29 protein-coding genes are annotated in these 25630 nt (G+C 67.2%); 13 read left to right on the top strand and 16 right to left on the bottom strand.

The features are described from left to right. Positions 1–85: 85 nt before the first annotated feature. Positions 86–655 carry a Uma2 family endonuclease gene (locus tag QQ25_RS04005; protein WP_039313671.1) on the bottom strand — a complete coding sequence of 190 codons (570 nt, stop codon included), beginning with the start codon at positions 653–655 and terminating at the stop codon, positions 86–88. A gap of 121 nt (positions 656–776) precedes the next feature. On the opposite strand from QQ25_RS04005, the gene QQ25_RS04000 reads away from it, so the two are divergent. Beyond that, the gene (locus QQ25_RS04000) at positions 777–1628 is read left to right on the top strand and encodes an SDR family oxidoreductase (protein ID WP_039377319.1); all 852 of its coding nucleotides are present in this window, start codon (positions 777–779) and stop codon (positions 1626–1628) included. On the opposite strand, the gene QQ25_RS03995 is transcribed toward QQ25_RS04000, so the two are convergent. From QQ25_RS03995 to QQ25_RS30025, 6 genes are read right to left on the bottom strand one after another with little or no spacing between them, the layout of a single operon-like run. Beyond that, positions 1625–2035 (bottom strand): hypothetical protein, encoded by a 411-nt coding sequence (locus tag QQ25_RS03995; RefSeq protein WP_039313667.1) that lies wholly within the window; start codon positions 2033–2035, stop codon positions 1625–1627. The genes QQ25_RS04000 and QQ25_RS03995 overlap by 4 nt on opposite strands. 3 nt (positions 2036–2038) lie before the next feature. Continuing rightward, the gene (locus tag QQ25_RS03990) at positions 2039–3250 is read right to left on the bottom strand and encodes an O-succinylhomoserine sulfhydrylase (RefSeq protein WP_082017400.1); all 1212 of its coding nucleotides are present in this window, start codon (positions 3248–3250) and stop codon (positions 2039–2041) included. Between the two features lie 8 nt (positions 3251–3258). Beyond that, on the bottom strand, positions 3259–3672 hold the full coding sequence (locus QQ25_RS03985; protein ID WP_039313661.1) for a rhodanese-like domain-containing protein: 414 nt from the start codon (positions 3670–3672) through the stop codon (positions 3259–3261). Then, positions 3669–4124, bottom strand: a complete 456-nt coding sequence (locus tag QQ25_RS03980) for an Rv0361 family membrane protein (protein WP_039377316.1) — start codon at positions 4122–4124, stop codon at positions 3669–3671. Before QQ25_RS03980 ends, QQ25_RS03985 begins: the two co-directional genes overlap by 4 nt. 6 nt (positions 4125–4130) lie before the next feature. Continuing rightward, positions 4131–5390, bottom strand: a complete 1260-nt coding sequence (gene purT, locus QQ25_RS03975; protein ID WP_039313997.1) for a formate-dependent phosphoribosylglycinamide formyltransferase — start codon at positions 5388–5390, stop codon at positions 4131–4133. A gap of 24 nt (positions 5391–5414) precedes the next feature. Further along, complete coding sequence (locus QQ25_RS30025; RefSeq protein ID WP_082017427.1) at positions 5415–5717, bottom strand: UBP-type zinc finger domain-containing protein; 303 nt, start codon at positions 5715–5717, stop codon at positions 5415–5417. 43 nt (positions 5718–5760) lie between these two features. On the opposite strand from QQ25_RS30025, the gene QQ25_RS03970 reads away from it, so the two are divergent. From QQ25_RS03970 to QQ25_RS03950, 5 genes are read left to right on the top strand one after another with little or no spacing between them, the layout of a single operon-like run. Continuing rightward, positions 5761–7353, top strand: coding sequence for a Na+/H+ antiporter (locus QQ25_RS03970; RefSeq protein ID WP_039313656.1), 1593 nt, complete (start codon positions 5761–5763; stop codon positions 7351–7353). Beyond that, on the top strand, positions 7346–9352 hold the full coding sequence (locus tag QQ25_RS03965) for an MMPL family transporter (RefSeq protein ID WP_039377312.1): 2007 nt from the start codon (positions 7346–7348) through the stop codon (positions 9350–9352). The genes QQ25_RS03970 and QQ25_RS03965 overlap by 8 nt, the downstream gene beginning before the upstream one ends. Before the next feature lie 11 nt (positions 9353–9363). Beyond that, the gene (locus QQ25_RS03960) at positions 9364–10179 is read left to right on the top strand and encodes an alpha/beta fold hydrolase (protein ID WP_039377311.1); all 816 of its coding nucleotides are present in this window, start codon (positions 9364–9366) and stop codon (positions 10177–10179) included. A 9-nt stretch (positions 10180–10188) separates the two neighbouring features. After that, positions 10189–11394, top strand: a complete 1206-nt coding sequence (locus tag QQ25_RS03955; protein WP_039377307.1) for a cytochrome P450 — start codon at positions 10189–10191, stop codon at positions 11392–11394. Positions 11395–11399: 5 nt separating this feature from the next. Then, positions 11400–11594, top strand: coding sequence for a ferredoxin (locus tag QQ25_RS03950; RefSeq protein ID WP_039313647.1), 195 nt, complete (start codon positions 11400–11402; stop codon positions 11592–11594). Here the strand turns inward: QQ25_RS03950 and QQ25_RS03945 are convergent. From QQ25_RS03945 to QQ25_RS03935, 3 genes are all read right to left on the bottom strand, one after another. Beyond that, positions 11581–12039, bottom strand: a complete 459-nt coding sequence (locus QQ25_RS03945) for a nitroreductase family deazaflavin-dependent oxidoreductase (protein WP_082017426.1) — start codon at positions 12037–12039, stop codon at positions 11581–11583. The genes QQ25_RS03950 and QQ25_RS03945 overlap by 14 nt on opposite strands. Before the next feature lie 51 nt (positions 12040–12090). After that, the gene (locus QQ25_RS31255) at positions 12091–13842 is read right to left on the bottom strand and encodes an HNH endonuclease signature motif containing protein (protein ID WP_039377771.1); all 1752 of its coding nucleotides are present in this window, start codon (positions 13840–13842) and stop codon (positions 12091–12093) included. 159 nt (positions 13843–14001) lie between these two features. Beyond that, a complete protein-coding gene (locus QQ25_RS03935) occupies positions 14002–14673 on the bottom strand; it encodes a hypothetical protein (protein ID WP_409370963.1) in 672 nt (223 codons plus the stop codon). A 93-nt stretch (positions 14674–14766) separates the two neighbouring features. Between QQ25_RS03935 and QQ25_RS03930 the strand changes: the two genes are divergently transcribed. Further along, complete coding sequence (locus QQ25_RS03930) at positions 14767–15513, top strand: SDR family NAD(P)-dependent oxidoreductase (RefSeq protein WP_039377768.1); 747 nt, start codon at positions 14767–14769, stop codon at positions 15511–15513. A gap of 3 nt (positions 15514–15516) precedes the next feature. Here the strand turns inward: QQ25_RS03930 and QQ25_RS03925 are convergent, their stop codons facing one another. After that, the gene (locus QQ25_RS03925) at positions 15517–16152 is read right to left on the bottom strand and encodes a PaaI family thioesterase (protein ID WP_039377305.1); all 636 of its coding nucleotides are present in this window, start codon (positions 16150–16152) and stop codon (positions 15517–15519) included. Further along, complete coding sequence (locus QQ25_RS03920; protein ID WP_039313635.1) at positions 16149–17444, bottom strand: adenylosuccinate synthase; 1296 nt, start codon at positions 17442–17444, stop codon at positions 16149–16151. The genes QQ25_RS03925 and QQ25_RS03920 overlap by 4 nt, the downstream gene beginning before the upstream one ends. 105 nt (positions 17445–17549) lie before the next feature. Here QQ25_RS03920 and QQ25_RS03915 point away from each other — a divergent pair, with 105 nt between their 5' ends. From QQ25_RS03915 to QQ25_RS03905, 3 genes are read left to right on the top strand one after another with little or no spacing between them, the layout of a single operon-like run. Beyond that, a complete protein-coding gene (locus QQ25_RS03915; protein ID WP_039377303.1) occupies positions 17550–18131 on the top strand; it encodes a hypothetical protein in 582 nt (193 codons plus the stop codon). 29 nt (positions 18132–18160) lie between these two features. Then, positions 18161–18940 carry a site-2 protease family protein gene (locus tag QQ25_RS03910; RefSeq protein ID WP_039377301.1) on the top strand — a complete coding sequence of 260 codons (780 nt, stop codon included), beginning with the start codon at positions 18161–18163 and terminating at the stop codon, positions 18938–18940. Positions 18941–18979: 39 nt separating this feature from the next. Beyond that, the gene (locus QQ25_RS03905; RefSeq protein WP_039377298.1) at positions 18980–19876 is read left to right on the top strand and encodes a cation diffusion facilitator family transporter; all 897 of its coding nucleotides are present in this window, start codon (positions 18980–18982) and stop codon (positions 19874–19876) included. A 2-nt stretch (positions 19877–19878) separates the two neighbouring features. Here QQ25_RS03905 and QQ25_RS03900 read toward each other — a convergent pair whose 3' ends face one another. After that, complete coding sequence (locus QQ25_RS03900; protein WP_039313620.1) at positions 19879–20295, bottom strand: DUF3151 domain-containing protein; 417 nt, start codon at positions 20293–20295, stop codon at positions 19879–19881. 64 nt (positions 20296–20359) lie between these two features. Here QQ25_RS03900 and QQ25_RS03895 point away from each other — a divergent pair, with 64 nt between their 5' ends. After that, a complete protein-coding gene (locus tag QQ25_RS03895) occupies positions 20360–21130 on the top strand; it encodes an Rv0361 family membrane protein (RefSeq protein ID WP_039377296.1) in 771 nt (256 codons plus the stop codon). A gap of 9 nt (positions 21131–21139) precedes the next feature. Beyond that, positions 21140–21730 carry a CHAP domain-containing protein gene (locus QQ25_RS03890; RefSeq protein WP_039377294.1) on the top strand — a complete coding sequence of 197 codons (591 nt, stop codon included), beginning with the start codon at positions 21140–21142 and terminating at the stop codon, positions 21728–21730. Between the two features lie 5 nt (positions 21731–21735). Here QQ25_RS03890 and fbaA read toward each other — a convergent pair whose 3' ends face one another. Beyond that, on the bottom strand, positions 21736–22773 hold the full coding sequence (fbaA, locus tag QQ25_RS03885; protein WP_039313990.1) for a class II fructose-bisphosphate aldolase: 1038 nt from the start codon (positions 22771–22773) through the stop codon (positions 21736–21738). A 74-nt stretch (positions 22774–22847) separates the two neighbouring features. Between fbaA and QQ25_RS03880 the strand changes: the two genes are divergently transcribed. Further along, positions 22848–23540 carry a VTT domain-containing protein gene (locus tag QQ25_RS03880; RefSeq protein ID WP_039313611.1) on the top strand — a complete coding sequence of 231 codons (693 nt, stop codon included), beginning with the start codon at positions 22848–22850 and terminating at the stop codon, positions 23538–23540. 9 nt (positions 23541–23549) lie between these two features. On the opposite strand, the gene QQ25_RS03875 is transcribed toward QQ25_RS03880, so the two are convergent. After that, positions 23550–24449, bottom strand: a complete 900-nt coding sequence (locus tag QQ25_RS03875; RefSeq protein WP_101906351.1) for an LLM class F420-dependent oxidoreductase — start codon at positions 24447–24449, stop codon at positions 23550–23552. After that, positions 24446–25627: an XdhC family protein gene (locus QQ25_RS03870; RefSeq protein ID WP_052235654.1), complete on the bottom strand. Its 1182-nt coding sequence runs from the start codon at positions 25625–25627 to the stop codon at positions 24446–24448. The genes QQ25_RS03875 and QQ25_RS03870 overlap by 4 nt, the downstream gene beginning before the upstream one ends. Positions 25628–25630: the final 3 nt, after the last annotated feature.

Genomic DNA, 25630 nt, shown 5'->3' with positions numbered 1-25630 from the left:
AAACTTGGCACGTGTGAGGTTCGGCGCCACGGACATTTGGCAGTCTCAGGGTCGAACCGGGTGATCGGGAATATGGCCCAGGGCGCTAGTCGCCAGTCAGCACGTCTAGCGAAAATGCCATCTCGGCGGGCTGGTGCACCCGGATCCGGGCTCCGTCGTACACCTCAACCTGTCGATAGATCTCGCCGTCGAGGCGGTAGGCGATGAAGCGGTCCTGGGCCGGCGCGTCGGGATCGACGATCCAGTAGTTCGGTATGCCTGCCTTGGCGTACTCGTGCAGCTTCATCACGTGGTCCGTTCCACGCGATCCCGGCGACACGATCTCGACGACGAGGGCAACATCGGCTGCCGGGACGCGGGCAAGGCGCCGCTCGACTGCGTCCGGAATCACGACGATGTCAGGGTCACGCACGCTCGGCGGGAACGTGGCGTTCGTTATCACCTCGATCTCGGGAAACGCTTCGAGCCCATCCGGCAGGTGATCGTCGAGGAGGCGGACAAGTCGTTTCGAGATGCGTTGGTGCCCTAGTTGCGGACGGGGCGACATGATGAGAGTCCCCTCACTGAGCTCCCACCGTCGCGTCGGGTCGAGTTCCAGCGCGTCCCACTGCTCCAAGCTCAGCAGGCCACGCGGTAGGTGCGCGAGGTCGGTCACAGCGCACCTCCTTCCGACGAATAGTTGCAGATTACGCGCAACGGCGATCAGATCCGAGTCTGCCAAGCCGGTCCGACAACCCCCTTCCGCGCAAAACTTGACACGTGTAAAGTTCGCCGCCATGGACAACATCAGGGGCAAGACCATCGCGATCACCGGCGGCGCCCGCGGCATCGGTTACGCCACCGCCAAGGCCCTGCTGGCACGTGGCGCCCGCGTCGTCATCGGCGACCGTGACGTGGCACTTCAGGAATCGGCCGTCGTCGAGCTGACCAAGCTCGGCCCGGTGTCCGGCTACCCGCTCGACGTCACCGACCGGGAGTCCTTCGCGACGTTCCTGGACAAGGCCCGCACCGACGGCGGTGGACACATCGACGTGCTGATCAACAACGCAGGCGTCATGCCGATCGGGCCCTTCCTGGATCAGTCCGAGCAGTCGATCCGATCCTCCATCGAGGTCAACGTGTACGGCGTGCTCACCGGGTGCCAGCTGGCGCTGCCCGAGATGGTGAAACGCCGCCGCGGGCACGTCATCAACATCGCCTCGCTGTCGGGACTCATCCCGCTGCCGGGCCAGGTGGTCTACGTCGGCGCCAAGTACGCCGTCGTCGGGCTGACCACCGCGTTGGCCGACGAGATGGCCCCGCACGGGGTCGACGTCTCCGTGGTCATGCCGCCGTTCACCAACACCGATCTGATCTCGGGCACCAAGTCCAGCGGGGCGATCAAGCCCGTCGAGCCCGAAGACATCGCGGCCGCGATCGTCAAGACGCTCAACAAGCCCAAGACCCACGTGTCGGTACCCCCACCGCTGCGGTTCACCGCCCAGGCCGCGCAGATGCTGCCGCCCAAGGGCCGGCGCTGGATGAACAAGAAGCTGGGCCTGGACAACGTGTTCCTGGAGTTCGACGCCGCCAAGCGCAAGAGCTACGAGGACCGGGCCCAGACCGCCCAGGGCGTCATCGAAAGCTAGAACTTCGGCAGCGGCTGACCGGCGCGGTAGCCCTCGATGACGTCGAGGGCGCCGCCGCGCAATTCCTCATGGGTGAACTCATAGCGCTCGACGCTGCCGACGAACACCACCCGCACGATCTCGCCGTCCTCGGCCGCATCCAGCCACAGCGAGGTCACCGCGAGGCCGTCTTCCACTTGGGCCCCGGACGGCTCGTAGAACCACACCGCGAAGTCGTCGTTTGACTCTTCCTCGTCAAAAGTCCAGCCGCGGGCGGTGATTCGCTCGTCGAACTCGGCCAGATCGGCGACGACGGCGTCGGGGATGTCGGCCAACTGCTCGACGGACTCCGCCGACACCCGGTTCACGCTCCGGTCGGCCTGCCGCTTGCGGCGGCGGGCCTTCTTCGCGTCGGATCCGCGTGACACGTGCTAACCCAGCGCCTGGTCCAGGTCGGCGATCAGGTCCTCGGTGCCTTCCAGGCCGATCGAGATGCGCACCACGCCGTCGCCCAGCCCGATCGCGGCCCGGCCCTCGGGTCCCATGGCCCGGTGCGTGGTGGTGGCCGGGTGGGTGATCAACGTCTTGGCGTCGCCCAGGTTGTTGGAGATGTCGACCACGCGCAGTTTGTCGAGCACCTCGAACGCCCGGTCCTTGCCGCCATCGAGCTCGAAGGTGACGACGGTGCCGCCGCCACGCATCTGCCGCTTGGCCAGGTCGTATTGCGGATGTGATTCCAGGAACGGATATTTCACCCAGTTCACGCCGGCCTTGGCCTCCAGGAACTCGGCGATCCGATGGGCCGAACGGTTTGAATAGTCCACCCGGACAGCAAGTGTCTCAAGGCCTTTCAGTAACGTCCAGGCATTGAACGCACTGATCGCCGGGCCGGTGTGGCGCATGAGCTTCTGCACCGGGCCGTCGATGTACTCCTTGTCACCCAGGATCGCCCCGCCGAGCACGCGGCCCTGCCCGTCGATGTGCTTGGTGCCCGAGTACACCACCACGTCGGCGCCGAGCGGAATGCCCTGCTGCAGCAGCGGAGTGGCAAAGACGTTGTCCAGCACCACCTTCGCGCCTGCGGCATGGGCCAGCTCGGACACCGCGGCGATGTCGACCAGGGACTGCATGGGGTTGGACGGCGTCTCGAAGAACACCGCCTGGGTCGGCACCGACAGTGCCTGCTCCCACTGCGACAGATCGTCGCCGTCGACGAACACCGTCTCCACGCCCCAACGCGGCAGGATTTCGCTGCACACCACGAAGCACGAGCCGAACAGGCTGCGGGCGGCCACCAGACGGTCGCCGGCACCCAACAACGCACCGAGCGCGGTGAACACCGCCGCCATGCCGGTGGCGGTGGCGAAGCAGGCAGGCGCGTCTTCGATGAGCCGCAACCGTTCCTCGAACATCGAGATGGTCGGGTTGCCGTAGCGGGAGTAGACGAAGCGGTCGATCTCGCCGGTGAACGCCTTCTCCGCCGCGGATGCGGATTCGTAGACGTACCCCGAAGTCAGGTACATCGCCTCGGCGGTCTCCTCGAACTCCGACCGCAGCAGGCCGCCGCGCACGCCGATGGTGGCCTGGCTGACGCCGTCGGGCAGGGCAGCGGGGATACGGACCGAGGGAATGTCGCCGCTCATGACTGCCCCTAGCTCTGTTTCCATGGCAGGCCGACCGCCTTCCACCCGGTGCTACCACGGTGGCGGTTCTCGTCGAGATTGCCCTCGAACCCGTCGAGCACGTTGTAGGACGGTGCGATCCCGGCCGCGGTGGCGGCCTCGGCAGCGCCGATCGAACGGTTGCCGGAGCGACACAGGAAGACCACAGGTCGCTCGCCGGGCGTCACTCCCGACGCTTGAAGATCGTCGACGAACGCATCGTTGTGGCTGCCGTCGTTCCGGTTCCATTCCACGTACACCACGTCACGCTGAAGGCTGGACAGGTCCGGCACACCGACGAAGCGCCATTCGGCGTCGGTCCGACAGTCCACCAGCACGGCCTCGGAGTTCTCACTCAGAAGTTTCCAGGCCTCCTCAGGCGTGATGTCTCCCGCATAGCTCACGGCCGTGAGTCTCCCATACTCGAGCAGACGCGCCATTGGCCGTCCTCACGCACGAAGGTCGTCTCGGTGTTCACCTTGGCGTCGGGGGTATTGCCGTAGTGGTAGACCACCGTCGCGGTGGCCCGCTCCCCTTCGATGTGCACAGCGGTCACGTCATCGACATACCGCGCGCCCTGCTTGGCGACTGAATCACGCTGGCGGGCAATGAAATCTGCCTCGGTGCCGCGCTGGGCGGTGCAGGTGTGATCGGAGAATTCACCGAAATTCTCCCGCTGCAGCGCGTCGTTCTGGCCGACCGCCGCGAGGCTCACCTTCTGCTCCTCGCTGCGGCCGTCGGCGCCGAAGACGTTGAGCAGGACGACAACGATCACCACGAGCACAATGACGGCCAGCGCGCCCAGGAAGGGCGCCATCGTCGGCCTGTCTTCGGTTTCGTCCGCCTCGTCAGCCATCACGGCCTACCACAGCTTGCGCAGCGCGCTGCCGACCCGTCGGGCACGGTCGCGGGCGATGATCACGTCGGGCGCGGTGGCCAGCGCGACCCCGAGACGACGCGGAGCGTCGGACTCACCCGGGCGACCGAACAAGCGCACATCGCTCTCGGAGGTGGCCAGCGCTTCGGCCAGCACCGTGCCGATGTCGGCGGACGGCTCACCGGCGTCGGCCCCACCGTAGGTGACCTCGGCAGCCGCCGGGGAGATCATGATGGTGTCCACGGCCAGACCGAGGATGGCCCTGGCATGCATCTCGAACTCGGACAAGCGCTGCGACCGCAGGGTCACCAATCCGCTGTCGTGCGGACGGATCCGCACATCGGAGAAGTACACGTCGTCACCCTGGACCAGCAGCTCGACGCCGAAAACCCCGCGCCCGCCCAGTGAGTTGACGATGCGCGCGGAGATGGACTTCGCGGCATCCAGCGCGGCCGGCGTCAGCGGCTGGGGCTGCCAGGACTCCAGCACGTCCGTCCCGACCTGGCGGTGCCCGATCGGCTCACAGAACTGCACGCCGGGACCGGTCGGCCCGGTGGTGCGCACGGTCAGCATCGTGATCTCGTACTCGACCTCGACGACGGACTCGGCCAGCACCCGGGTCTGGGCGATGTGGCCGGCGGTGGTGGCCCGCTGCCAGGCCGGTTCGACGTCGTCGGGACGCAGCAGCACCGACTCACCGTCGCGCTGCGCGCCCACCACCGGCTTGACCACCAACGGGAAACCGGCATGCTCGGCCACCGCGGTCAGCTCCTCGGCCGACCCGGCGAACCAGAACGGCACGGTCGGCAGGCCCAGCTCGTCCGACGCCAGCCGGCGCAGACCCTCGCGATCCTGGCTGAGCCGGATGCTGCGCGGTGCCGGCAGCACCTCGATGTCGCCCCGCTCGGCCACCGCGACCAGCGCGTCGGCGGCGATGACGCCGGACTCGGCGACCACGTAACGCGGCTTCTCCCGCTCGATCAGCGCGGTGAGTTCTTCGGCGTCGTTCATCTTGATCACCGCCGAGCGGTCGGCGACACCGTGCGCGGGCGCGTAGTACCGGTCGGCGGCCACCACGACACTGCCCAGCCGCTGGAACGCCAGCGCGAGCTCACGGCTCAGGTCACCGGAACCCAGCAGCAGCACCGTCGCGGCGGGCTCGGTGGGTTTGTCGGCGTCGACCTGATCATCGGCCAGGACAGTTGTCTTCCCGGCGGGCTGCGCGTCTTCTATCGATTCACTCATCGCACGCACCAGCCTGCCAGATCGTCACCCGACTCGATGGTCGATATAGCACCAACGCCAACTCTCCCCGGGTTCCGCCGAGCGCATCACCGGATGACCGCTCTTCTGAAAATGCTTGGTGGCATGCTGATGCGGGCTGGAGTCACAGCAACCGACGTGGCCGCACGCCATGCACATCCGTAAGTGTGCCCAGCTGCTCTCGCCGAGCTCCTCGCATTCCTGGCACTGTCCGGGGGTCAACGGTTGCGGGTCGTCGACCTCCTCATCGAGATGCGCGCAGGTGCGAGGCGCCGGATTCTGCAGACGCCGACGTGATCTCCTCAACATGTTGATCAAGGATAGGCACGGCACACGAAGGAGGAACGACAACGTGGGTGCCTCACTCCTAGCGGCCCTGGTCGCCGCGGTACTGCTGGCCGCCGTCGCCCGCCGTTTCGACGTCTCTGCGCCGTTGGCGCTGGTGGTGGCGGGATTGGCCGGCAGCGCGCTGCCCGGATTCGACGACGTCCACCTGGATCCCGAACTGGTGCTGTTCGTGATCCTGCCTCCGCTGCTGTGGTCGGCCGGTCTGGAGAGCAGCTACGTGGCGCTGCGCCGCAACATCCGGCCCATCGGGCTGCTCGCCGTCGGATTGCCACTGGCCACCACCTTCGTCGTCGGCATCGTCGCCTACGAGACCGTCCCCGAACTCACCGTCGCCGCGGCCCTGACCCTCGGCGCCATCGTGGCCCCACCTGACGCCGTATCGGCCACCGCCGTCGGCCGCCGGCTCGGCCTGCCCCGACGCACCATGACACTGCTCGGCGGGGAAAGCCTGCTCAACGACGCCACCGCGCTGACCGCCTACAAGGTGGCGCTCGGTGCGGCGATCGGGACGGCGGCGTCCTGGGGCAGCGGCCTGGCGACCTTCGCGCTGGCCGCGGTCGGCGGCATCGTGGTCGGCGGCGTGCTCGGGATGGTGGTGCATTTCATCCGCACCCGGCTCGACGATCCTCTGGTCGAGAGCGCGATCGGTCTGGTGGCGCCGTTCTTCATCTACCTGCTGGCCGAGGAGATCCACGGCTCGGGCGTGCTGGCCGTCGTGGTGGCGGCGTTGTTGCTGGGTCAGCGCGAGACGCAGGCCAGTTACGCCACCCGACTGCAGGACAAGGCGGTGTGGAAGGCCCTGCAGCTGATCCTGGAGTCCTTCGCGTTCCTGCTGATCGGCCTGCAACTGCCCAAGGTGATCAGCGAACTGTCCGGCATCTCGGCGGCCACGCTGGCCATCTCGTCGGCGGCGGTTCTCGCCGCGGTGATCGGCGTCCGCATCGTCTGGGTCTTCGCGTCCACCTATGTGCCCCGGATGTTGTCCAAACGGCTCTGCTCCCACGAGCCCGCCCCGCCGGCCGGGCAGGTGTTCGTGGTGGCGTGGGCCGGCATGCGCGGCGTGGTGTCACTCGCCGCGGCATTCGGCGTTCCCGCCACCACGCTGGCCGGCGATCCGTTCCCCGGCCGCCCGCAATTGGTGTTCCTCACCTTCGTTGTCGTGGTCGGAACACTGCTGCTGCACGGCCTGACGCTGCCGTGGTTCATCCGGGTGCTCGATGCTCAGGGCAACGAGGCGCACAGCGATGCGATCGCCACGGCCGCCGCGCAGGACAAGGCGGCCCGCGCCGCGGCCGAACGTCTCGACTCTCTGCTGGCCGAACAACCGGCAGGCAACGATGTGCCCGAGCGTGCCGCCGACGTGCTGCGAGCATGGAACACCCGGCGCCGCAACGCCGCATGGGAGCGGCTGGGGCGCGGCGAAGACGACATCGGGGAGAGCCCGGCGGCCGCATTCCGCCGGCTGCGACTGGAAATGCTTGCCGCCGAACGCGACGCATTCATCGCCGAACGCGATGCCGGGCACATCGACGACGAAGTGCTGCGTACTGTGCTGCATGGGCTCGATCTGGAAGAGGCGACACTGAACCGTGATTAGGCGTCTGGCGTGGCTCGCGGTGTTGGTGGTACTGGTCTCCGGCGGGCTGCTCGGCCTGCTCAGCGGCGGCGACGCCGCCTCACAGTCGCCGGTCGCCGTCCCGGCCGACGCCGAATCGGCACGGGCCGATGCCCTGCGGGCCGATTTCCCCGGCGGAGATCAGGTACCGGCGATCCTCGTGCTGACCCGCACCGACGGCGGCGAGCTGACCAGCAGCGACGTCGACGCCGCCGCGGATGCGCGCAACCGGATGACCGATGCGCCCGGGCCACCCGTGGTGGTGGCCGACGACGGCAAGGCCGCGGTGGCCACCGTGCCGTTGAAGGCCGGGCTGTCCGGTTTCGCGCTGAACGACGCCGTCAAGGATCTGCGCGCGACCGCCACCGACGGTTTGCCCGCCGGGCTGCGGGTGGAGATCACCGGCGGCCCGGCCTTCGGTGCCGACATCGCCAATTCGTTTGCCGGAGCGAACATCACGCTGCTGGCGGTAACTGCGGCGGTGGTGGCGCTGCTGCTCATCGTCACCTACCGTTCGCCGGTGCTGTGGCTGGTACCGCTGCTGGTCATCGCCTTCGCCGATCGCGTCGGGGCCGTCGTCGGGACCGCCGTGGCGTCCGGATTGGGCCTGAGCCCGGACGGGTCGACATCGGGCATCACGAGCGTGCTCGTGTTCGGCGCAGGCACCAACTATGCGTTGCTGTTGATTTCGCGCTACCGCGAGGAACTCGGGCGCACCGAGCAGCATCGGGAGGCGCTGGTGACGGCGGTGCGCGCCGCCGCACCGGCCATCGTTGCCAGTAACGCCACCGTGGTGCTGGCCCTGTTGACCTTGCTGTTCGCCTCGGCACCCAGCAACCGCAGCCTCGGCGTGCAGGCCGCATCGGGTCTGGTCGTCGCCGCAGTGTTCGTTCTCGTGGTGCTGCCGCCGCTGCTCGCGCTGTGTGGCAAACGACTTTTCTGGCCGTTCATTCCTCAGGTCGGCGCCACGCCACTGACCGAAAGCGGTGTCTGGCACCGGATCGCGGACTCCGTGGCGCGCAAGCCTGCCCGCGTCGCGGTTGCCTCCCTGGCGGGCCTGGCCGTGCTGTGCACCGCTCTGCTGGCCACACCCATCGGGCTCACGCAGACAGAGCAGTTCCGGGTGCAGGCCGAATCGGTGACCGGATACGAGACGCTTGCCGCACATTTTCCCAGCGGTCTGACCGACCCCACTCGCGTCATCGCCTCCACCGCCAAGGCCGGTGCGGTACAGCGCGCGATCAACGACACCCCCGGCGTCGTCTCCGCCGGGCCCGTCGGTCAGTCACCAACCGGGCTGAGCCAGTGGTCGGTGGTGCTGGCGGCCGAACCGGCCTCCGACGAGGCCTTCAAAACGATTGACGCACTGCGGGATTCAGTACATTCAGCCGACCGTACCGCGTTGGTCGGCGGATCCGATGCCCAGGCCAGGGACATCGCCGCAGCAGCCCAGCGCGACCGGCTGGTGGTGATCCCGGCGATTCTGGCGGTGGTGCTTGCGGTGCTCTACCTGTTGCTGCGATCGGCCTTCGCGCCACTGGTGCTGGTCGGAGTCACGGTGCTCAGCGCGGTTGCCGCACTCGGGCTGGGCGGCTGGGCCAGCGTCCATATCTTCGGATTCCCGGCCCTGGACAACAGCACTCCCCTGTTCGCCTTCCTGTTCCTGGTGGCTCTCGGCGTCGACTACACGATCTTCCTGGTGACCCGGGCCCGCGAGGAGACGCCCGAACACGGCACCCGTCAGGGCATCGTGCGGGCGGTGTCGGCCACCGGCGCGGTGATCACCAGCGCCGGTGTGGTGCTGGCCGCGGTGTTCTGCGTATTGGGCGTGCTGCCGCTGATCGTGCTGACGCAGCTGGGCATCATCGTCGGCCTGGGCATCCTGCTGGACACATTCGTGGTCCGCACGGTGATCATCCCGGCGCTGTTCACGCTGATCGGCCCGCGGATCTGGTGGCCGGGACTGCACGCCGAGAGCTAGCGCTGCCTACCATGGCGCCCGTGGAGGAGTTGACGCTGCCGACCAGACTCGGCCGGCTCCGGGTTCAGGCCACCGGTCAGGGTGAGGCGATCCTGTTCTGGCCCAGCCTGTTGATGACGGGTGACATGTGGGCCGCGCAGGCAGCGGAGTTCGGCACCACCCACCGGGTCATCCTGGTCGACCCACCCGGCCACGGCCGCAGCGAAAAGCTGACCGCGCCATTCAGTTTCACCGAATGCGCAGATACCGTTGCCGACATTCTCGACGGCGTGGGGGTCGAACGCACGCATTTCGTCGGCAACTCGTGGGGCGGAATGATCGGCGGGACGTTCGCGGCGTTGTACCCGAGCCGCATCGGCCGGGCCGTATTGATGAACTGCACGGCGTCGGCTGCCGGCAGGCGTCAACGGTTTGAGTACGGGCTGCTGCTCCGTGCGGCAAAAATGCTCCGCGGCATCCGCGGCCCCCTCACCCGGTCAGTGCTCAAGGCGTTCCTGGGACCGACGTCGATGCGCGTACGCCCGGAAGTCGTCGCATTCGTCGGCGACGCCGCGCACCGGGTTGACATCGACTCGAGCGCATGGGCAGTGCGAAGCGTGGTGCCGCGACGCCCGGATCAGCGGACCCTGCTCTCGCAGGTACGAACCCCGGTGCTCGTCGTCGCCGGCGCCGAGGACGCGACCTTCCCCCTCTCCGAGACCAAGGCCATGGCCGATTCCATCCCCGGTGCCGAGTTCGTCGTTCTCGACGGCGTCGCACACCTGGCCGCGCTGGAGAATCCCGCCCTCACCAACTCCCTGATCAGGGACTTCCTCGGACGCGCGTAGCGTCGAAGCATGACAGAGCCGGTCACGCTGCCACCACTTCACATGCGGCGCAATGCGTTCGATCCGACACCGGAACTCGCAGAGATCCGTGAATCCCACGGGGTGCGCACCGTCATCAGTGCGCTCGGCAACCCCGTGTACCTGATCACCCGCCACGAGGACGTCAAGGCGGTGCTGGGCGACCATGAACGGTTCTCGAACAGCAGACCACCGGGTTTTACCCTGCCCGGGGCGCCCGAAATGTCCGACGAAGAGTTGGCCAGCGCACGGGCCGGAAATCTGCTGGGCCTCGACCCGCCCGAGCATCAACGGTTGCGCCGCATGCTGACGGCGGAGTTCACCATCCGCCGGATGAAACGTCTGGAACCTCGGATCGTCGAGATCGTCGACGCCCGCCTCGACGCGATGGCCGCGGCCGGTCCGCCGTCGGATCTGGTGGCCGATTTTGCGCTCCCCATCCCGTCGCTGGTGATCTGCGAACTGCTCGGGGTGCCCTACGAAGACCGCGACGACTTCCAGCACCGCTCGACGCTCCAGCTCGACCTGTCCCTGCCGATCGCGGAACGCCTTGCGCTGCAACAACAGAGCCGTGACTACATGCGCGGCCTCGTCGGACGGACCCGCCAGGATCCAGGTGAGGACATCCTCGGCATGTTGGTCCGCGACCACGGCGCCGAATTGAGCGACGACGAACTGGTCGGCATCGCGGGGCTCTTGCTGCTCGCCGGGCACGAGACCACGTCGAACATGCTGGGCCTCGGTGTCCTGGCACTGCTGCGCCATCCCGAGCAGCTGACCGCGGTACGCGACGACCCGGACGCCGTCGGCCCCGCCGTCGAGGAACTGTTGCGGTGGCTGTCCATCGTGCAGAACGCCATCCCGCGCTTCACCACCACCGAAGTCGAGATCGCCGGCGTGCGAATACCCGCGGGCGAGTTGGTCTTTGCCTCACTGCCCGCGGGCAACCGCGATCCCGACTTCATCGCCAGCCCCGATGTCCTCGACATCAGCCGGGGCGCGCCCGGACATCTGGCATTCGGTCACGGCGTGCACCATTGCCTCGGTGCCCCGCTGGCCCGCATGGAGATGCGGATCGCCTTCCCCGCCCTGCTGCGCCGGTTCCCCAGCCTCGCGCTCGCCGAACCGTTCGAGGACGTCGCCTACCGGTCATTTCACTTCATCTACGGGCTGAAATCATTGGCGGTAACGTGGTGAATGCCATGAAAGTAGAAGCAGATCAAGACGCCTGCATCGCATCGGGCAACTGCGTGATGATCTCCGAGGACATCTTCGACCAGGACGACGACGGCGTGGTCGAAGTCCTTGTCGACGAGGTGCCCGACGATCAGATCGACAAAGCGCGCCAGGCCGTCAAACTGTGCCCCGCATCGGCATTGAAGCTCACCGGGGAGTGACGTCGGGCGTCAGCACGATCACCGGAATCGGCCGCGACGTTCGCTTCTGATATCCGATGTAGCGGCCCTTGTTGCCTGGCATGTCATTGACGATCTGCCAGAGCCGCGGATAGTCGGCCCCGTCCGGAAGCACGGGTTTGGCGGTCGCTTTCAGCCGCTTCGGTCCGACGTTGATCTCGACCTTCGGGTTGGCCTTCACGTTGTGATACCACCCCGGCGCGGTTGGCTCACCGCCCTTTGACGCCACAACCAGATAGTCGTCGCCGTCACGGGCGTAGGCGAGCGAACTGGCCCGCTGCTGACCGGTCTTGGCTCCCACGGTGTGCAGGATCAGGGTCGTCGGACCGCCGGGGATGTGGTGTCCGATCCGGCCATCTGTGGCCTTGTAGACCTTGTCGTGCAGCATCAACATCGGCAGGCCGATGTACCTCTCCCACCACGGCATGCTCATGCGCCAATCCTGCTCGGCATTCCGTAGTAGCGCCAGTGCCAACACTCAGAATGGTGGGGGTGGTTCGTAGTGTTCGGCGATCCAGGCTTGGAATTGGCGTTCGTGTTCGAGGTCGTTGTTGAGTTCGGCGCGTAGCCAGCGTTCTTCTGAGATGCGGTTTTGGCGGTCCTGTTCGCGGGTTTGGCGGCGGGTCGGCATCATCGCGCCGCGGTTGGGGTGGGGCGCCTCTGGTTCGGGCAGGTCCAGGTCCCCGGTGGGTGTGGCCAATGCTGGGAACATGGCGGCGCCGTGGGGTTCGGTGACATAGGTGTGCCCGGTGGGTGCGGTGAATATCACTGTGCCGTCGGGTAATTGGCGATCGGTCCAGCCGGTGCTGAAAGTTTTGAGCAAGTGATGGGCGCGGCAGTAGAGCTTGTTGTTCGACGGGTGGGTGGGCCCCAGTGGGTACGGGACGCTGTGGTCGATATCGCAGCGCTGGGCGGGGGCGTCGCAGCCGGGGAACCGGCAGGTCAGGTCGCGCCACCGGATGAACTCGGAGAGTGCCGCCGATGGGCGATACCCGGGCTCGCCTGCATCGGCAGGCTCGCTGAGGTCGTCAGTCCCAGTGGTGTCGCTGGGTTCAGTCGATGCTGTCGTCTCGGCTGGCCCGCGCGACTCACTAAACTCGGTCGCCTCGCTTGACCGGGTGGTCGCGCTGAGTTCAGGCGACTCGGATGCGTCGGCCGGTTCAGCCGGTTGGGTGGACCCGGTGAATCCGGTCGGCTCTGAGTTGCCTGTGGACTCGTTGGGTTCGGATGGCTCGGATGCCTCAGACGCATGGCTGGGTTCGGCCGGTTCGGTGGGTTGGGTCCGCTGCGGCGTGTCAGTCCGCGCGGCCGGCACGTGCAGCGGCTTGAGTTTGGCCGAGCCCACCAGGTCGCGCACCCTGTGGCCGGGCAGGATGCCATGCCCGGGCAGATAGCCCGGATTGTTGGAGGTGCCGTCCACGGTGGCCTGCTCAGCCAGCACATGAATCACCGCCGCATTGGCCGCCGCGCGTTTCTGCGCGGCTGGGCACTCCGGTAGCCCGCACAGGCACCGCAACTGCGCTTCGAGGCGGGCCAACGGCCCGACCGCCGCGGCGCGACGCTGCGCATGAGTACGTGGATCGTTGTCACACACGGTGTTGGCCAGCGCGTCGAGGCGCTGATCCAGTGCTGCCCCATCCACTGCGTCGATGTTGGCCCACAGTGTGGCCCGCCCCGGGCTGCCCGGCTCGATCTGAACGAACGCATCCTCGGTCAGGTCGGGTGGGACCCGCACCCCGTTGGCGTCGAGTTTGGCCACCTGCTGATCGATTCGTTCGCGCATTTTGCGTTCAGAAAGCCGCATCCAGGTCCGTGCCCGCGACGCGAGTGCCTCATCGAGCTGGCCCCACACCGACGCATGCACGGTTTCGGTGCGGTCGATGATGATGCGCACCACCCGATAGTCGATGTCCCCTGCGGCGAACCGGGCCGCCACCAACGGAAGTTTGTCGCGCAACACTCGGGCGTGGTGGATCTGGGTGCCGGCGCGGCTGCGGCTGATCCGCATCGCCGCCGAGATTTCGGCGGCCACCTCCTCGAACGGATCGGTGGTCCAAAAGATGGTCTCGGCCAACTCGTGTTCCCGGAGGGTATCCAACTGCCCGATCGCGGCCAACCGGGCCGCGATCGCTGCTGATTCGGCCCGCGCCCCGGCACTGATCGCAGCGATCAACGCCGCACCGGCGTCAGCACCGGCGTCAGCATCGGCATCAGCGTCGGACTCGAACATGTGTTCGATTATGTCATCGGCCACCGACACGATTGAGCGTTATCTCTCAGGACATCGGTGGCGGTCTGGCGACACTTGTTGGCGACACTTGTGGCCTAGTTTCGACCGGTGCCGACCGCCAGAGATAGGAGCGCGACTTCAGGCAGATGGCACCAAGAGCTACGCGGATTCCTCGCGTTCGCCCGGCAGGTCGATCACCCCGGCCCGGATCAGGATCAGCAGACTGACCGCGAACACCCAGAGCGGGAATGCCAGCACGATCCACATGCTGACGTTGCCGGCGACCAGAAGTGCCACTGCGACAAGGTAAGTCGCGTAAACCAGCGGGCGCGGCATCAGGCCGGTCTTCAACCAGATCGTCGCCAACGACATCATGAACACAGCCGCCATCCGGACGCCGTAGGTCTTACTCAACGCCATCAGCACCATCTGCCCGAACGTGGCGACGTGACTGTAGGCGGTCGCGTCGGCAATGCCCGCCCGGCTGGCGATCAGCCCGGCACCCACGGCCGAAGAAACGAACATGGTCGCCAGGAACAGGATTCCGCTGCCGAGGAACACTGAGGAAAAGAACCGGTCCTCGTAGCGGCCGAAGCCGTCCCGGACCACTCCGATGAACCACAGGAACGCGATACCCGCGAACGGCATCAACACCGCCGCGACCCGCAATCGGGTAGTCGCGCCGTCGACCCATTGGGAACCTGGCTCGGCACCCTCGGGCAACGCAGTGCGGATCATCACCAAGGCCACCCCGAACAGCACAGCGAACAGTACGCCGGCCAGCGCCGCCGCCCGCGGCGTCGACAAGCGGTGCAAATGTTGTTGAACCACGGCGCCATGGTGACACTCGACGCGGCGAAGTGCGGGGAGATCGCGATTCGATGCGTAATCGAGTCCGATATTCGACACCCATACGATGACCGGATGTCACTCAGTGGGAAAACCGCCTTGGTCACAGGAGCGACCAGCGGTATCGGTCATGCCACCGCGCTTCATCTCGCTGAACGCGGCGCTCATGTCCTGGCGAGCGGTCGAGACGCGGACCGCGGTGCCCAGGTTGTGTCCGCGATCCGTAATGCCGGCGGCACGGCCGACTTTCTGGGTGCCACGCTGACCGATGCGGCCAGCGCACATGAATTGGCACAGAGCGCAATCGATACCGCCGGCCAGATCGACATCCTGGTGAACAATGCCGCCATCGCGGTCTTCGGGCCTACGGCGGCGATCGCCGAGCATGACTTCGACGCCTGCTACGCCCTCAACGTGAAGGTTCCGTTCTTTCTCGTCGGGGCCGTCGCACCGGCCATGGCCGCGCGAGGAGACGGCGCGATCGTCAACGTCAGCACCATGGTTTCGATGTTCGGCACTGCGGGCGCGGCGGTGTACGCATCTTCCAAGGCCGCACTGAATCTGCTGACCAAATCGTGGGCGGCCGAATACGGCCCCAAGGGCGTCCGGATCAACGCCGTCGCGCCGGGACCGACACTGACCGAAGGCACCACCGCTCAGTACGGCACCGACCGCCTTGCCGCGCTCGCCGCCCAGGCTCCGGCACGACGTGTCGCAGATCCCGCTGAAATCGCAAGGACCATCGGGTTTTTGGTCAGCGAGAGCGCCAGTTTCATCCACGGCGCAGTGCTGCCCGCCGACGGCGGACGTACCGCGATCTGAGCCTTACGGCTGGCCGGGCAGCAGCCTGATCATCAGACCGTTGGCCTCGGCGAGCAGATTCTCGTCGGGGTCGCGCAGCTCGGCATTCACGAATGCCTTGCGGCCCTCGGCTTCCCGCACCCAGCCGCGTGCGGTGAGCTTGGTGTCGATGGGAGTCACCTTGCGGTAATCCACGTGCAGGAAAGCGGTACGGCTGATCGGGCGGCCCGCAGCGTGGATCACCATGCCGAACACCGAGTCGAACAACAGCGGCAGCACGCCGCCGTGCACCGCATAGTTGCCGCCGACGTGAAACCGGCTGAACTGCACGTGCAATTCGACGCCTTCGGGCTCGAACTTCGACATGGTCCACGGCGGCATCAGCAGGCTGCCCGCGCCGGGCAACGAGGGCACCCGGTTGGCCGGGCCCACACCTTCGGCAGCTTGGTACGGATCGAGCAGCTTGACGAGTTCCTCGACGCGGTCGGCCGCGTCATCCCAGGTGTCGCTGTCGGGGTCGGCCGAGACTGCCAGGTCCTGAGCCCGGCGCATGGCCGTCAGAAACCGCTCGAAACCCGGCCCGGGATCGGCCGGCTCGAAAACCGGGAAGCCACCGTGCTGATCGACGTAAGGGTTCGGGTCACTCGCCCCGTCTCTCATGAAGACGCCAGGATGTCGCGTCGCACGATCGTCTGCTCGCGCCCCGGCCCCACACCGATGCATGAAACATGTGCGCCGGCAAGCTCTTCCAGCCGCAGCACATAGTCCTGCGCCTTGGCGGGCAGGTCGGAGAACTCACGCGCGGCGGAGATGTCCTCCCACCAACCGGGCAGCTCCTCATAGATCGGCTCGGCGCGGTGAATGTCGGACTGCGTCATGGGCATCTCGTTGGTGCGCTTGCCGTCGACCTTGTAGCCGACACACACGGGCACCGTCTCCAGGCTGGACAGCACATCCAGCTTGGTCAGGAAGTAGTCGGTGATGCCGTTGACCCGCGTCGCGTAGCGCGCGATCACCGCGTCGAACCAGCCACAGCGCCGGGCGCGGCCGGTGGTCACGCCGACCTCGCCGCCGGTCTTGGCCAGATAGGCGCCGTGCTCGTCGAACAGTTCGGTCGGGAACGGGCCCGAGCCCACGCGGGTGGTGTAGGCCTTGAGAATTCCCAGCACCGTGGTGATGCGCGTCGGTCCGATTCCGGAGCCGACGGCGGCGCCGCCTGCCGTCGGATTCGACGAGGTGACGAACGGGTAGGTGCCGTGATCGACGTCGAGCAGGGTGCCCTGCGACCCCTCCAGCAGCACGGTCTCGCCCTTTTCCAGTGCCTGGTTCAGCAGCAGCCTGGAATCGGCGATGCGGTGCTTGAAGCCTTCGGCCTGGGTGAGCAGGTTCTCCACCACCTCGGCGGGTTCGAGCGCCTTGCGGTTGTAGATCTTGACCAGCACCTGGTTTTTGAATTCCAGTGCGCCCTCGATCTTTTCGGCGAGCAACTGCTCATCGAGCACGTCGGCGACCCGGATGCCGATGCGGGCGATCTTGTCCTGGTAGCAGGGGCCGATGCCGCGGCCGGTGGTGCCGATCTTCTTGCTGCCCGCATATCGCTCGACCACCTTGTCGATCGCGACGTGGTAGGGCATCAGCAGATGTGCGTCGGCGGAGATCAGCAGGCCCGAGGTGTCGACGCCGCGCTCATCCAGGCCCTGGAGCTCGGTGAGCAGCACACCGGGGTCGACCACCACACCGTTACCGATGACGTTGGTGACCCCCGGCGTCAGGATGCCCGAGGGGATCAGATGCAGTGCGAAGTTCTCCCCCGTGGGAAGCACGACGGTATGCCCGGCGTTGTTGCCTCCCTGGTAGCGAACTACCCACTGCACGCGACCACCGAGTAGATCGGTGGCTTTACCTTTGCCCTCGTCACCCCATTGGGCGCCGATGAGGACGATTGCCGGCATGGCGTAATCTCCCGCCTAATCTTCCGCACTAGTGTGGTGCAGCCGGTAGGTCACCTTATCCCAGCTCACGCCGGGAACACATTTTCTTGACCGCGAGGAGCAGTTTTGACCGCCTCACATGGGGTCGCGGTGCTCGGCGCGGCGCCCGTTCCGCGCCCGCTCCGCGGCCTGCCGCGGGTCGACATCGATGAACTCGGCGCCCACCGCAGACTGGTCGTGAGCGGCGGCGACGCGGAGTTGTCCGCCGTGCTCACCGCGTTGCTGCGTACCGACCGACTCGACGTCGAGGTCGCCGTCGCCACCGGCAGCTGGTCCGCCCGGCGTGCCCTGCGCGCCTCGGCCCGGCGTGTCCCGCTGATCCGCGACGAGACCGGCACGGTTCTGGTCAGCGCCGCGCAGTGGCACGGAGTCGACGGAAAGCCATTGCAGGGTGAAGCCATCGTCGACGACTGCGTTCTGTTCGACGGCGAGGCACCGGGCGTCCGCGTCGAGCCCACACTGGCCATGCCGGGACTGCGTGCAAGCGTGCTGTCGGAACGTGGCCGGCCGCGCCGCTGGGTTGCCGGACGCGCCGCGCAGCTGGGCACCCCGGGTGCCCGGGTGATCCACGATGGCGTGCCCGCGCCCAAGACGGTGCGGCGCTCGACGTTCTACCGCCACACCGAAGGTTGGCTGAGAGTCGGCTGATCTGCCAACACTGCAGGTAGCGTCGAATCGTGAACATCCGCCCGCTGCATCAGTCGGTACGCCCGAGCCCGGTATTCCTGGCCGTCGTCGCGCTCACCGTCGCGGGCGGGGTGGTGGCCTGGCTCGCGGCCGACAACGTCAAGCCGCTGTCCTATGTCGGCGTGTTCATCCTGGTGATCGCGGGCTGGCTGGTGTCGCTGTGCCTTCATGAGTTCGGCCACGCCTTCACCGCCTGGCGTTTCGGAGACCACGACGTCGAAGTACGCGGGTATCTGACGCTGAACCCGTTCAAGTACTCACATCCGTTGCTGTCACTGGGTTTGCCCGTACTGGTCATCGCCTTGGGCGGGATCGGGCTGCCCGGCGGTGCGGTCTACGTCCGCACCTCCTGGATGACCGCCCGGCAGAAGACCCTGGTCAGCTTGGCCGGCCCGGCCGCCAACCTGGTGTTGGCAGTCCTGCTGCTCGGCATCACCCGGATCTTCTTCGACCCGGCCCACAGCGTCTTCTGGTCCGGGCTGGCGTTCCTCGGCTTCCTACAGGTCACCGCGGTTGTGCTGAACCTGCTGCCGGTGCCGGGACTCGACGGCTACGGCGCCCTCGAACCGCACCTGAGCCCCGACACGCAACGAGCGCTCGCGCCGGCCAAGCAGTGGGGCCTGTTCATCCTGCTGATCCTGTTGTTCACGCCGGTCCTCAACCGCTGGTTCTTCTCGGTGGTCTTCTGGTTCGTCGACCTTTCCGGCGTGCCGGGCCAGCTGGTGTCGATCGGCAGCCAACTCACCCGGTTCTGGTCCGCCTGGCTCTGACGCTTGCGACATATGCGAACTTCCGCATATATTTCGGGCATGGGTGCCGGCCACGATCACAGCCACAGCAGCGATACGCGCGTCAGCAGGATGGTCATCGCGGCTGCCATCCTCAGCGGGTTCTTCGTCCTCGAGCTCGTCACCGCGCTGATGATCAACTCGATCGCGCTGCTCGCCGACGCCGGCCACATGCTGACCGACCTGGTCGCGATGTTCATGGGGTTGACCGCGGTTCTGCTGGCGCGACGCGGCAGCACGTCCCCGGCCCGCACCTACGGCTGGCACCGGGCGGAGGTCTTCACCGCAGTGGCCAACGCCGCGCTTTTGCTCGGAGTGGCCGGCTTCATCCTGTACGAGGCCATCGAACGCTTCGGCAACGCTCCGGACGTTCCGGGTGTGCCCATGATCGTGGTGGCGTTGGCCGGCCTGGCCGCCAATGCCGTCGTCGTGCTGCTGCTGCGGTCGCACTCCAAGGACAGCCTGGCCGTCAAGGGCGCCTACATGGAGGTTGTGGCCGACACCGTCGGAAGCATCGGCGTCCTGGTCGCCGGCATCGTGACCGTCACCACCGCCTGGCCCTACGCCGATGTGGTGGTCGCGGTCCTGGTCGCGCTGTGGGTGCTGCCCCGCGCCTTCGCGCTGGCCCGTGCCGCGCTGCGGATCCTGAGCGAGTCCTCCCCCAGCCACATCGATGTCGAAGAGCTGCGCAGCGCACTCGGCGCAGTGGACGGTGTGACGGGCGTGCACGATCTGCACGTGTGGACGCTGGTACCCGGCAAGGACATGGTCACCGCACACTTGACGAGCAGCGCCGACACCGCCCGGGTGCTCGACGACGCGCGGGCGGTCCTCAATGCCCGCGGCCTCGCCCACGCCACCGTGCAGGTGGAACCGCCCGACGCCGCCGAGGACTGCTCCTGCGAGGCGAAGGACTGAAGTCAGGCCAGGCCGAGCTCCCCGCGCGCCGACGGATCGCAGTCGTCGAGCAGATCCAGGCAGCGCTGGAATTCGTCGGTTTCGCCGATGTCGTCGGCGGCGCGGGCCAGCGACGCCACACACCGCAGGAATCCCTGGTTCGGCTCATGGGCGAACGGCACCGGGCCGAAACCCTTCCAGCCGTTGCGCCGCAACTGGTCCAGCCCCCGGTGGTAACCAGTGCGGGCGTAGGCATATGCGGTGACGGCCTTGTCGTCCGCGAGCGCCTGCTCGGCCAGTACGGCCCAGGCGATCGATGCCGACGGGTGGGCGGCGGCCACGACGGCCGCCTTTTCACCCGCAGCCAATTCGTCCTCGGCCTCGGGGTCCCCGGGAAGGAGGACCGGCTCCGGTCCCAACAAATCACCCATCCGTGTCATGGGCCTATTGTGCACCGACCGATAAGCTCCACCGGTACCGACGTACGGGAGGACCGCAGCACGGATGTCGAACCCAACGGGACCTGACGAGGGCCGCACCGACCACAGCGATACACCGACCGAGAAGGTCGAGCTGACCGAGCCGGCCACCGAGATCTTCGGCTCGGCCGACGAGGTCACCGGCGAAGTGCACCTCAACGAAGAACGACGATTCACCGCACCGTCCGGATTCGACGGGTCCACGCAGAAGATCGACACCCCTCCCGACCCGGAGACCGAGATCTTCGCGCCGCCCGGCGACGGCGACACCGTCGCTGCCGAGGTGCCGAAAGGCGCTGCCCCACAGGTCATCCCACCACGCGAAGAGCCTCAGGCGCCGCCGCCCGCAGCCCGCCGGAGCTGGGGCTGGGTGATCGCGGTCGTGCTGGTGATCGCCGCACTGGTGGCGATCGCGGTGCTCGGCACCGTCCTGCTGACCCGCGAGTCATCGTCGACGGCGTCGGAGGAAGACGAGGTTCGCACGACGATCCAGACCTTCGACTCGGCCATTCAACGTGGTGATCTGGCCGCCCTGCGGTCGATCACCTGCGGCACCACTCGCGACAACTACGTCAAGTACGACCAGAAGGCGTGGGACGAAACCCACGCCCGGGTGGAGTCCGCCAAGCAGTACCCGGTGGTGGCCAGCATCGATCAGGTCGTCGTCAACGGAGACCACGCCGAGGCCAACGTCACCAGCTTCATGGCATTTGCCCCGCAAACCCGGTCCACGCGCAGCTTCGACCTCCAGTTCCGTGACAATCAGTGGAAGATCTGCCAGGCGCCCACCGGTTAACCTGATCGGGTGACCCTGCGCGGACCAAAGCTCTGGTTGGCATTGTGCGCGCTAGGCGCGATCGTCGTGGTCGGTGTGGCCGCACTCCTGATCCGGCATCCGGGCTCTGCACTCGACATGCTGCCCGGCAAACGTGTCGCCTTCCCCCAGATCGACCGGGCCGCACTCGATCCGGTCCAGGCACGCATCGTAGACGTGCTGCAGGCGCAATACGACGCCCAGCCCGGCGGCCGTCATTTCTCCGAAGGCGTCGAGGAGCCGTGGTGCGCCGATTTCGTCAGCTGGGTGCTCAACGAGGCCGGCAGTCCGCTGACCAACCCCAACTCGGGAAGCTGGCGGATTCCGGGTGTCTACACGCTGCAGGAGTACTACCAGGGCACCGGCCGGTTCGCCGAACCCGACGGGTACCGGCCACGCACCGGTGATGTCGTGATGTACGCCGACGGCAGCCCACTGGGCCTGCACACGAATTTCGTTGTGGCCGCGGATGACAACGCGATCACCACAGTGGGCGGCAACGAGGAGGGCGGCATCCGGGTGCACACCCTCGATGACGCCGAGACCGCGGGCATCCTGGGATACGGCCGACTGGCCGGCTGAGCCGCTTACCCGCCGGTGACGCTGCGCCCGGCGCTGTGCAGGTCGTTGCAGGCCTCGATGACGCGCTCGGACATCGAAGCCTCGGCCTTCTTGAGGTAACTGCGCGGATCGTAAAACTTCTTGTTGCCGACCTCGCCGTCGATCTTGAGCACACCGTCGTAGTTGGTGAACATGTGCGCGGCCAGCGGACGGGTGAAGGCGTACTGGGTGTCGGTGTCGACGTTCATCTTCACCACGCCGTACTTGAGGGAATCGTCGATCTCCGACTTCAGCGAACCCGATCCGCCGTGGAAGACGAAATCGAAAGGCTTTGCATCACTGGGCAATCCGAGCTTGGCGGCGGCTACCCGCTGCCCCTCGGCCAGCACCTCGGGCTTGAGCACCACGTTGCCGGGTTTGTAGACACCGTGCACGTTGCCGAACGTCGCGGCCAGCAGGTATGCGCCATGCTCGCCTGCGCCCAGCGCGTCGATGGTCTTCTCGAAGTCCTCCGACGAGGTGTAGAGCTTCTCGTTGATCTCGGCCTCGACACCGTCCTCTTCACCGCCGACCACGCCGATCTCGACCTCGAGAACGATCTTCGCCGCGGCCGCGACCTTCAGAAGCTCCTGGGCGATGGTCAGGTTCTCGTCGATCGGGACTGCCGAGCCGTCCCACATGTGCGACTGAAACAGCGGATCGCGGCCCGCGGCAACCCGCTCGGCGGAAATCGCCAGCAGCGGCCGCACGTACGTATCCAACTTGTCCTTCGGACAGTGGTCGGTGTGCAGGGCCACCGTGATCGGGTACTTCTCGGCGATCACGTGGGCGAACTCGGCCAGCGCGACAGCTCCGACGACCATGTCCTTGACGCCAAGGCCGGAGGCGAACTCGGCCCCGCCCGTCGAGAACTGGATGATGCCGTCGCTGCCCGCGTCGGCAAAACCCTTGATGGCGGCATTGATGGTCTCCGACGACGTGCAGTTGATGGCCGGGAAAGCGAAGGAATGCTCCTTGGCCCGGCCCAGCATCTCGGCATAGACCTCGGGCGTGGCGATCGGCATGGCTTGTCCTTCCATCTGGACGCGGGTTATCGCAGGTGAAGACCGGTGGTGGGGCCCAGGTACCCTAGGGAGTCGTGATCGACATCGCCCTCCCTGAGGCTACGACCAATCTGGCGCTCATGCCGGATTTCATGGATCCGCTGCACCTCATCGGATCCTTCGGCACCTGGGCCCTGGTGGGCATCCTGGTCGTCGTCTTCGTCGAGTCCGGGGTGCTGTTCCCGGTTCTGCCCGGCGACTCGTTGTTGTTCGTCGCGGGCATGCTCGCCGCGGGCACCGCCGCCCAGGGAACGTCGGTGGACGCGAACTTCGAGCTCTGGCAGCTGCTGGTGTTCATCCCCTTGGCAGCGATCCTCGGCGGCCAGGTCGGCTACCTCATCGGCCGGTTCATCGGCGTCGAGATGTTCAAGCCCGACGCCCGGGTTTTGAAGCAGAAGTACCTCGACGAGGCCCACGCATTCTTCGAACAGCGCGGCCCGTTCGCGATCGTCATCGCACGTTTCGTGCCGATCGTGCGCACCCTGGCACCGATCGTCGCCGGCGCCGCCAAGATGCGTTATTCGGTGTTCACGACGTTCAACGTGCTGGGCGCGATCGTGTGGGGCGTCGGCCTGGTGCTGCTGGGCTATTGGCTGGGCCAGTTCGAGATCATCCAGAAGCTGCTGGAGCCGATCTTCATCCTGATCGTCGTGGCCTCGGTGGCGCCGATGTTCATCGAGTGGTTCAAGCGCCGCCGCGCCGCCAAGAAGGCCGCCGAGCAGGTCTAGCCGCGCCGGCTACCCGAGACCCAGCGCGGCCGCCAACTCGCGAAGCGCGGGACGCGGATCGGCTGTCGGGTTCTCCCCCAGTGCCTGCACGACGACGTGATCGGCGCCGGCATCCAGGTGTGCGGTGATCGCCGCGGCAGCCTGCTCCACCGAGCCCATGCCGACGAGGCGGCGAGCCAGCCGGTCCGAGCCGCCACGAACCAGGTCGGTGTCGTCGAAACCCTGCCGTAGCCACGAGTTCCGGTAGTTCGGCAGGCCGCTGTACACGTCGAGGTGCTTGTGCGCCCGTGCCAGCTGGTCCGCGTCGTCACCGCCGATGGCGATGGCTTGTTCTGACACCACCCAGCGGTCCGGCCCCAGGATCTCGCGCGTCGTCGCGGTGTGCTCCGGCGTGACCAGATAGGGGTGTGCGCCGTCGGCGTGGGTGCCGGACAGCTCGATCATCTTCGGCCCGAGCGCGGCCACCAGCCGGGGCGGGCGCCCGATCCCCGGTTCGATCTGCTCGGGCACCGCGGCCATGCGGTCCAGGTAGGTGCGCATCGTGGCCAGCGGCTTGGCGTAGGTGCCGCCCAGGCCGTGCTCGACCAGAGGTCCGTGGCTCACGCCGAGTCCGAGCACGAACCGTCCCGGGTACAGCGCGGTCAACGTCCGCGCCCCTGATTCGGCGGCCGACGGCACCCGCACGTGAATGTTGGCGATGCCGGTGCCCACCACGAGGCGTTCGGTGGCGGCCAGGTATGCCGCCGACTGGGTGAGGGCCTCCTTGCCGACCACCTCCGGCAGGAACAACGAGCCGAATCCGAGGCTCTCGATCTCCTGCGCCACCTGCTGCGCGTCCGGCATCGACCACGTGTCGCCGGCCCACCACACACCGATACGGCTGGGGAAATCGATCCTGGCTCGTGTCACTGACCACTCCTCAATTCACTCGGTTCATTGTGTTCGTGATGACTGTGTTCGTGATGACTGTGTTCGTGATGAATGCGGCCGCCGGTCTCGGTCAGCGGCTTGCCGGTGCCACCCCAGCGTTGGGCGATGATCTCCGCGGCGATCGACACCGCGGTCTCCTCGGGCGTCCTGGCTCCCAGATCCAACCCGATCGGGCTGGACAGCCGGGCCAACTCGGAGTCGGTCAGGCCGATCTCGCGCAGCCGGGCCAGCCGGTCCTCATGCGTGCGACGCGATCCCATGGCACCGATGTACCCGAGCGCCGGTAAGCGCAAGGCCACTTCGAGCAGTGGGACATCGAACTTCGGATCGTGGGTGAGCAGGCAGACGACCGTCCGACCGTCGATCGCACCGGCGGCAGCCTGTGCCGACAGGTAGCGGTCGGGCCAGTCGACGACGACCTCGTCGGCGGTCGGGAACCTCGCGGCGGTCGCGAAGACGGGGCGCGCGTCGCACACCGTGACGCGGTAACCGAGCAGTGACCCCTGCCGCGCCACGGCAGCCGCGAAGTCGATCGCCCCGAACACCAGCATCCGAGGGCGCGGCGCGAAGCTCGCGACAAACACATCCATGCCCTCACCGCGCCGTTCACCATCCGGGCCGAACGTGAGCACCGCACTGCGACCGGTGTCGAGAAGGCCGCGGGCGTCGTCGGTGACAGCACCGTCGGCACGGGCCGAGCCCAGGGTGCCGGTCACCTCGTCGGCGCGGATGACCAGCCGCCGGCCCACCCACGCGGGATCTGGATGCGCGATCACCGTGGCGGTCGCGGCGGGCCGATGGCCCTCGATGTCGCCGACGAGCGCTTCCAGTTCCGGGAACGTCCGCTCGGACACCGGCTCGACATATACGTCGAGGACGCCGCCGCAGGTCAGCCCCACGGCGAAGGCGTCGTCGTCGCTGACTCCGTAACGCTGCAGTACCGGTGTGCCGTCGGCGACCACCTGTCCGGCGAGTTCGTACACGGCACCTTCGACGCAGCCGCCGGACACCGAACCGGTGACCGCGCCGTCAGGGGCCACCACCATCGAGGCCCCGGCCGGCCGGGGGGCGGAACGGAACGTGCGCACCACCGTCGCCAGGCCCGCGGTGTCACCGGCGCGCCACACGGCCAGCAGCTCGGCGAGCACATCTCTCACGTT

Origin of the sequence: Mycolicibacterium setense (assembly GCF_000805385.1) — a bacterium.
GTDB classification, from domain to species: Bacteria; Actinomycetota; Actinomycetes; order Mycobacteriales; family Mycobacteriaceae; genus Mycobacterium; species Mycobacterium setense.
This window is presented reverse-complemented; position numbering and strand designations above follow the sequence as displayed.

Coding starts and splice junctions, on each gene's coding strand:
- QQ25_RS04000 (WP_039377319.1), top strand. CDS start 777: ATGGACAACATCAGGGGCAAGACCATCGCGATCACCGGCGGCGCCCGC.
- QQ25_RS03990 (WP_082017400.1), bottom strand. CDS start 3,250: ATGAGCGGCGACATTCCCTCGGTCCGTATCCCCGCTGCCCTGCCCGAC.
- QQ25_RS03980 (WP_039377316.1), bottom strand. CDS start 4,124: ATGGCTGACGAGGCGGACGAAACCGAAGACAGGCCGACGATGGCGCCC.
- purT (WP_039313997.1), bottom strand. CDS start 5,390: ATGAGTGAATCGATAGAAGACGCGCAGCCCGCCGGGAAGACAACTGTC.
- QQ25_RS30025 (WP_082017427.1), bottom strand. CDS start 5,717: ATGTTGAGGAGATCACGTCGGCGTCTGCAGAATCCGGCGCCTCGCACC.
- QQ25_RS03960 (WP_039377311.1), top strand. CDS start 9,364: ATGGCGCCCGTGGAGGAGTTGACGCTGCCGACCAGACTCGGCCGGCTC.
- QQ25_RS03955 (WP_039377307.1), top strand. CDS start 10,189: ATGACAGAGCCGGTCACGCTGCCACCACTTCACATGCGGCGCAATGCG.
- QQ25_RS03950 (WP_039313647.1), top strand. CDS start 11,400: ATGAAAGTAGAAGCAGATCAAGACGCCTGCATCGCATCGGGCAACTGC.
- QQ25_RS03945 (WP_082017426.1), bottom strand. CDS start 12,039: ATGCCGTGGTGGGAGAGGTACATCGGCCTGCCGATGTTGATGCTGCAC.
- QQ25_RS31255 (WP_039377771.1), bottom strand. CDS start 13,842: ATGTTCGAGTCCGACGCTGATGCCGATGCTGACGCCGGTGCTGACGCC.
- QQ25_RS03930 (WP_039377768.1), top strand. CDS start 14,767: ATGTCACTCAGTGGGAAAACCGCCTTGGTCACAGGAGCGACCAGCGGT.
- QQ25_RS03925 (WP_039377305.1), bottom strand. CDS start 16,152: ATGAGAGACGGGGCGAGTGACCCGAACCCTTACGTCGATCAGCACGGT.
- QQ25_RS03920 (WP_039313635.1), bottom strand. CDS start 17,444: ATGCCGGCAATCGTCCTCATCGGCGCCCAATGGGGTGACGAGGGCAAA.
- QQ25_RS03905 (WP_039377298.1), top strand. CDS start 18,980: ATGGGTGCCGGCCACGATCACAGCCACAGCAGCGATACGCGCGTCAGC.
- QQ25_RS03900 (WP_039313620.1), bottom strand. CDS start 20,295: ATGACACGGATGGGTGATTTGTTGGGACCGGAGCCGGTCCTCCTTCCC.
- QQ25_RS03895 (WP_039377296.1), top strand. CDS start 20,360: ATGTCGAACCCAACGGGACCTGACGAGGGCCGCACCGACCACAGCGAT.
- fbaA (WP_039313990.1), bottom strand. CDS start 22,773: ATGCCGATCGCCACGCCCGAGGTCTATGCCGAGATGCTGGGCCGGGCC.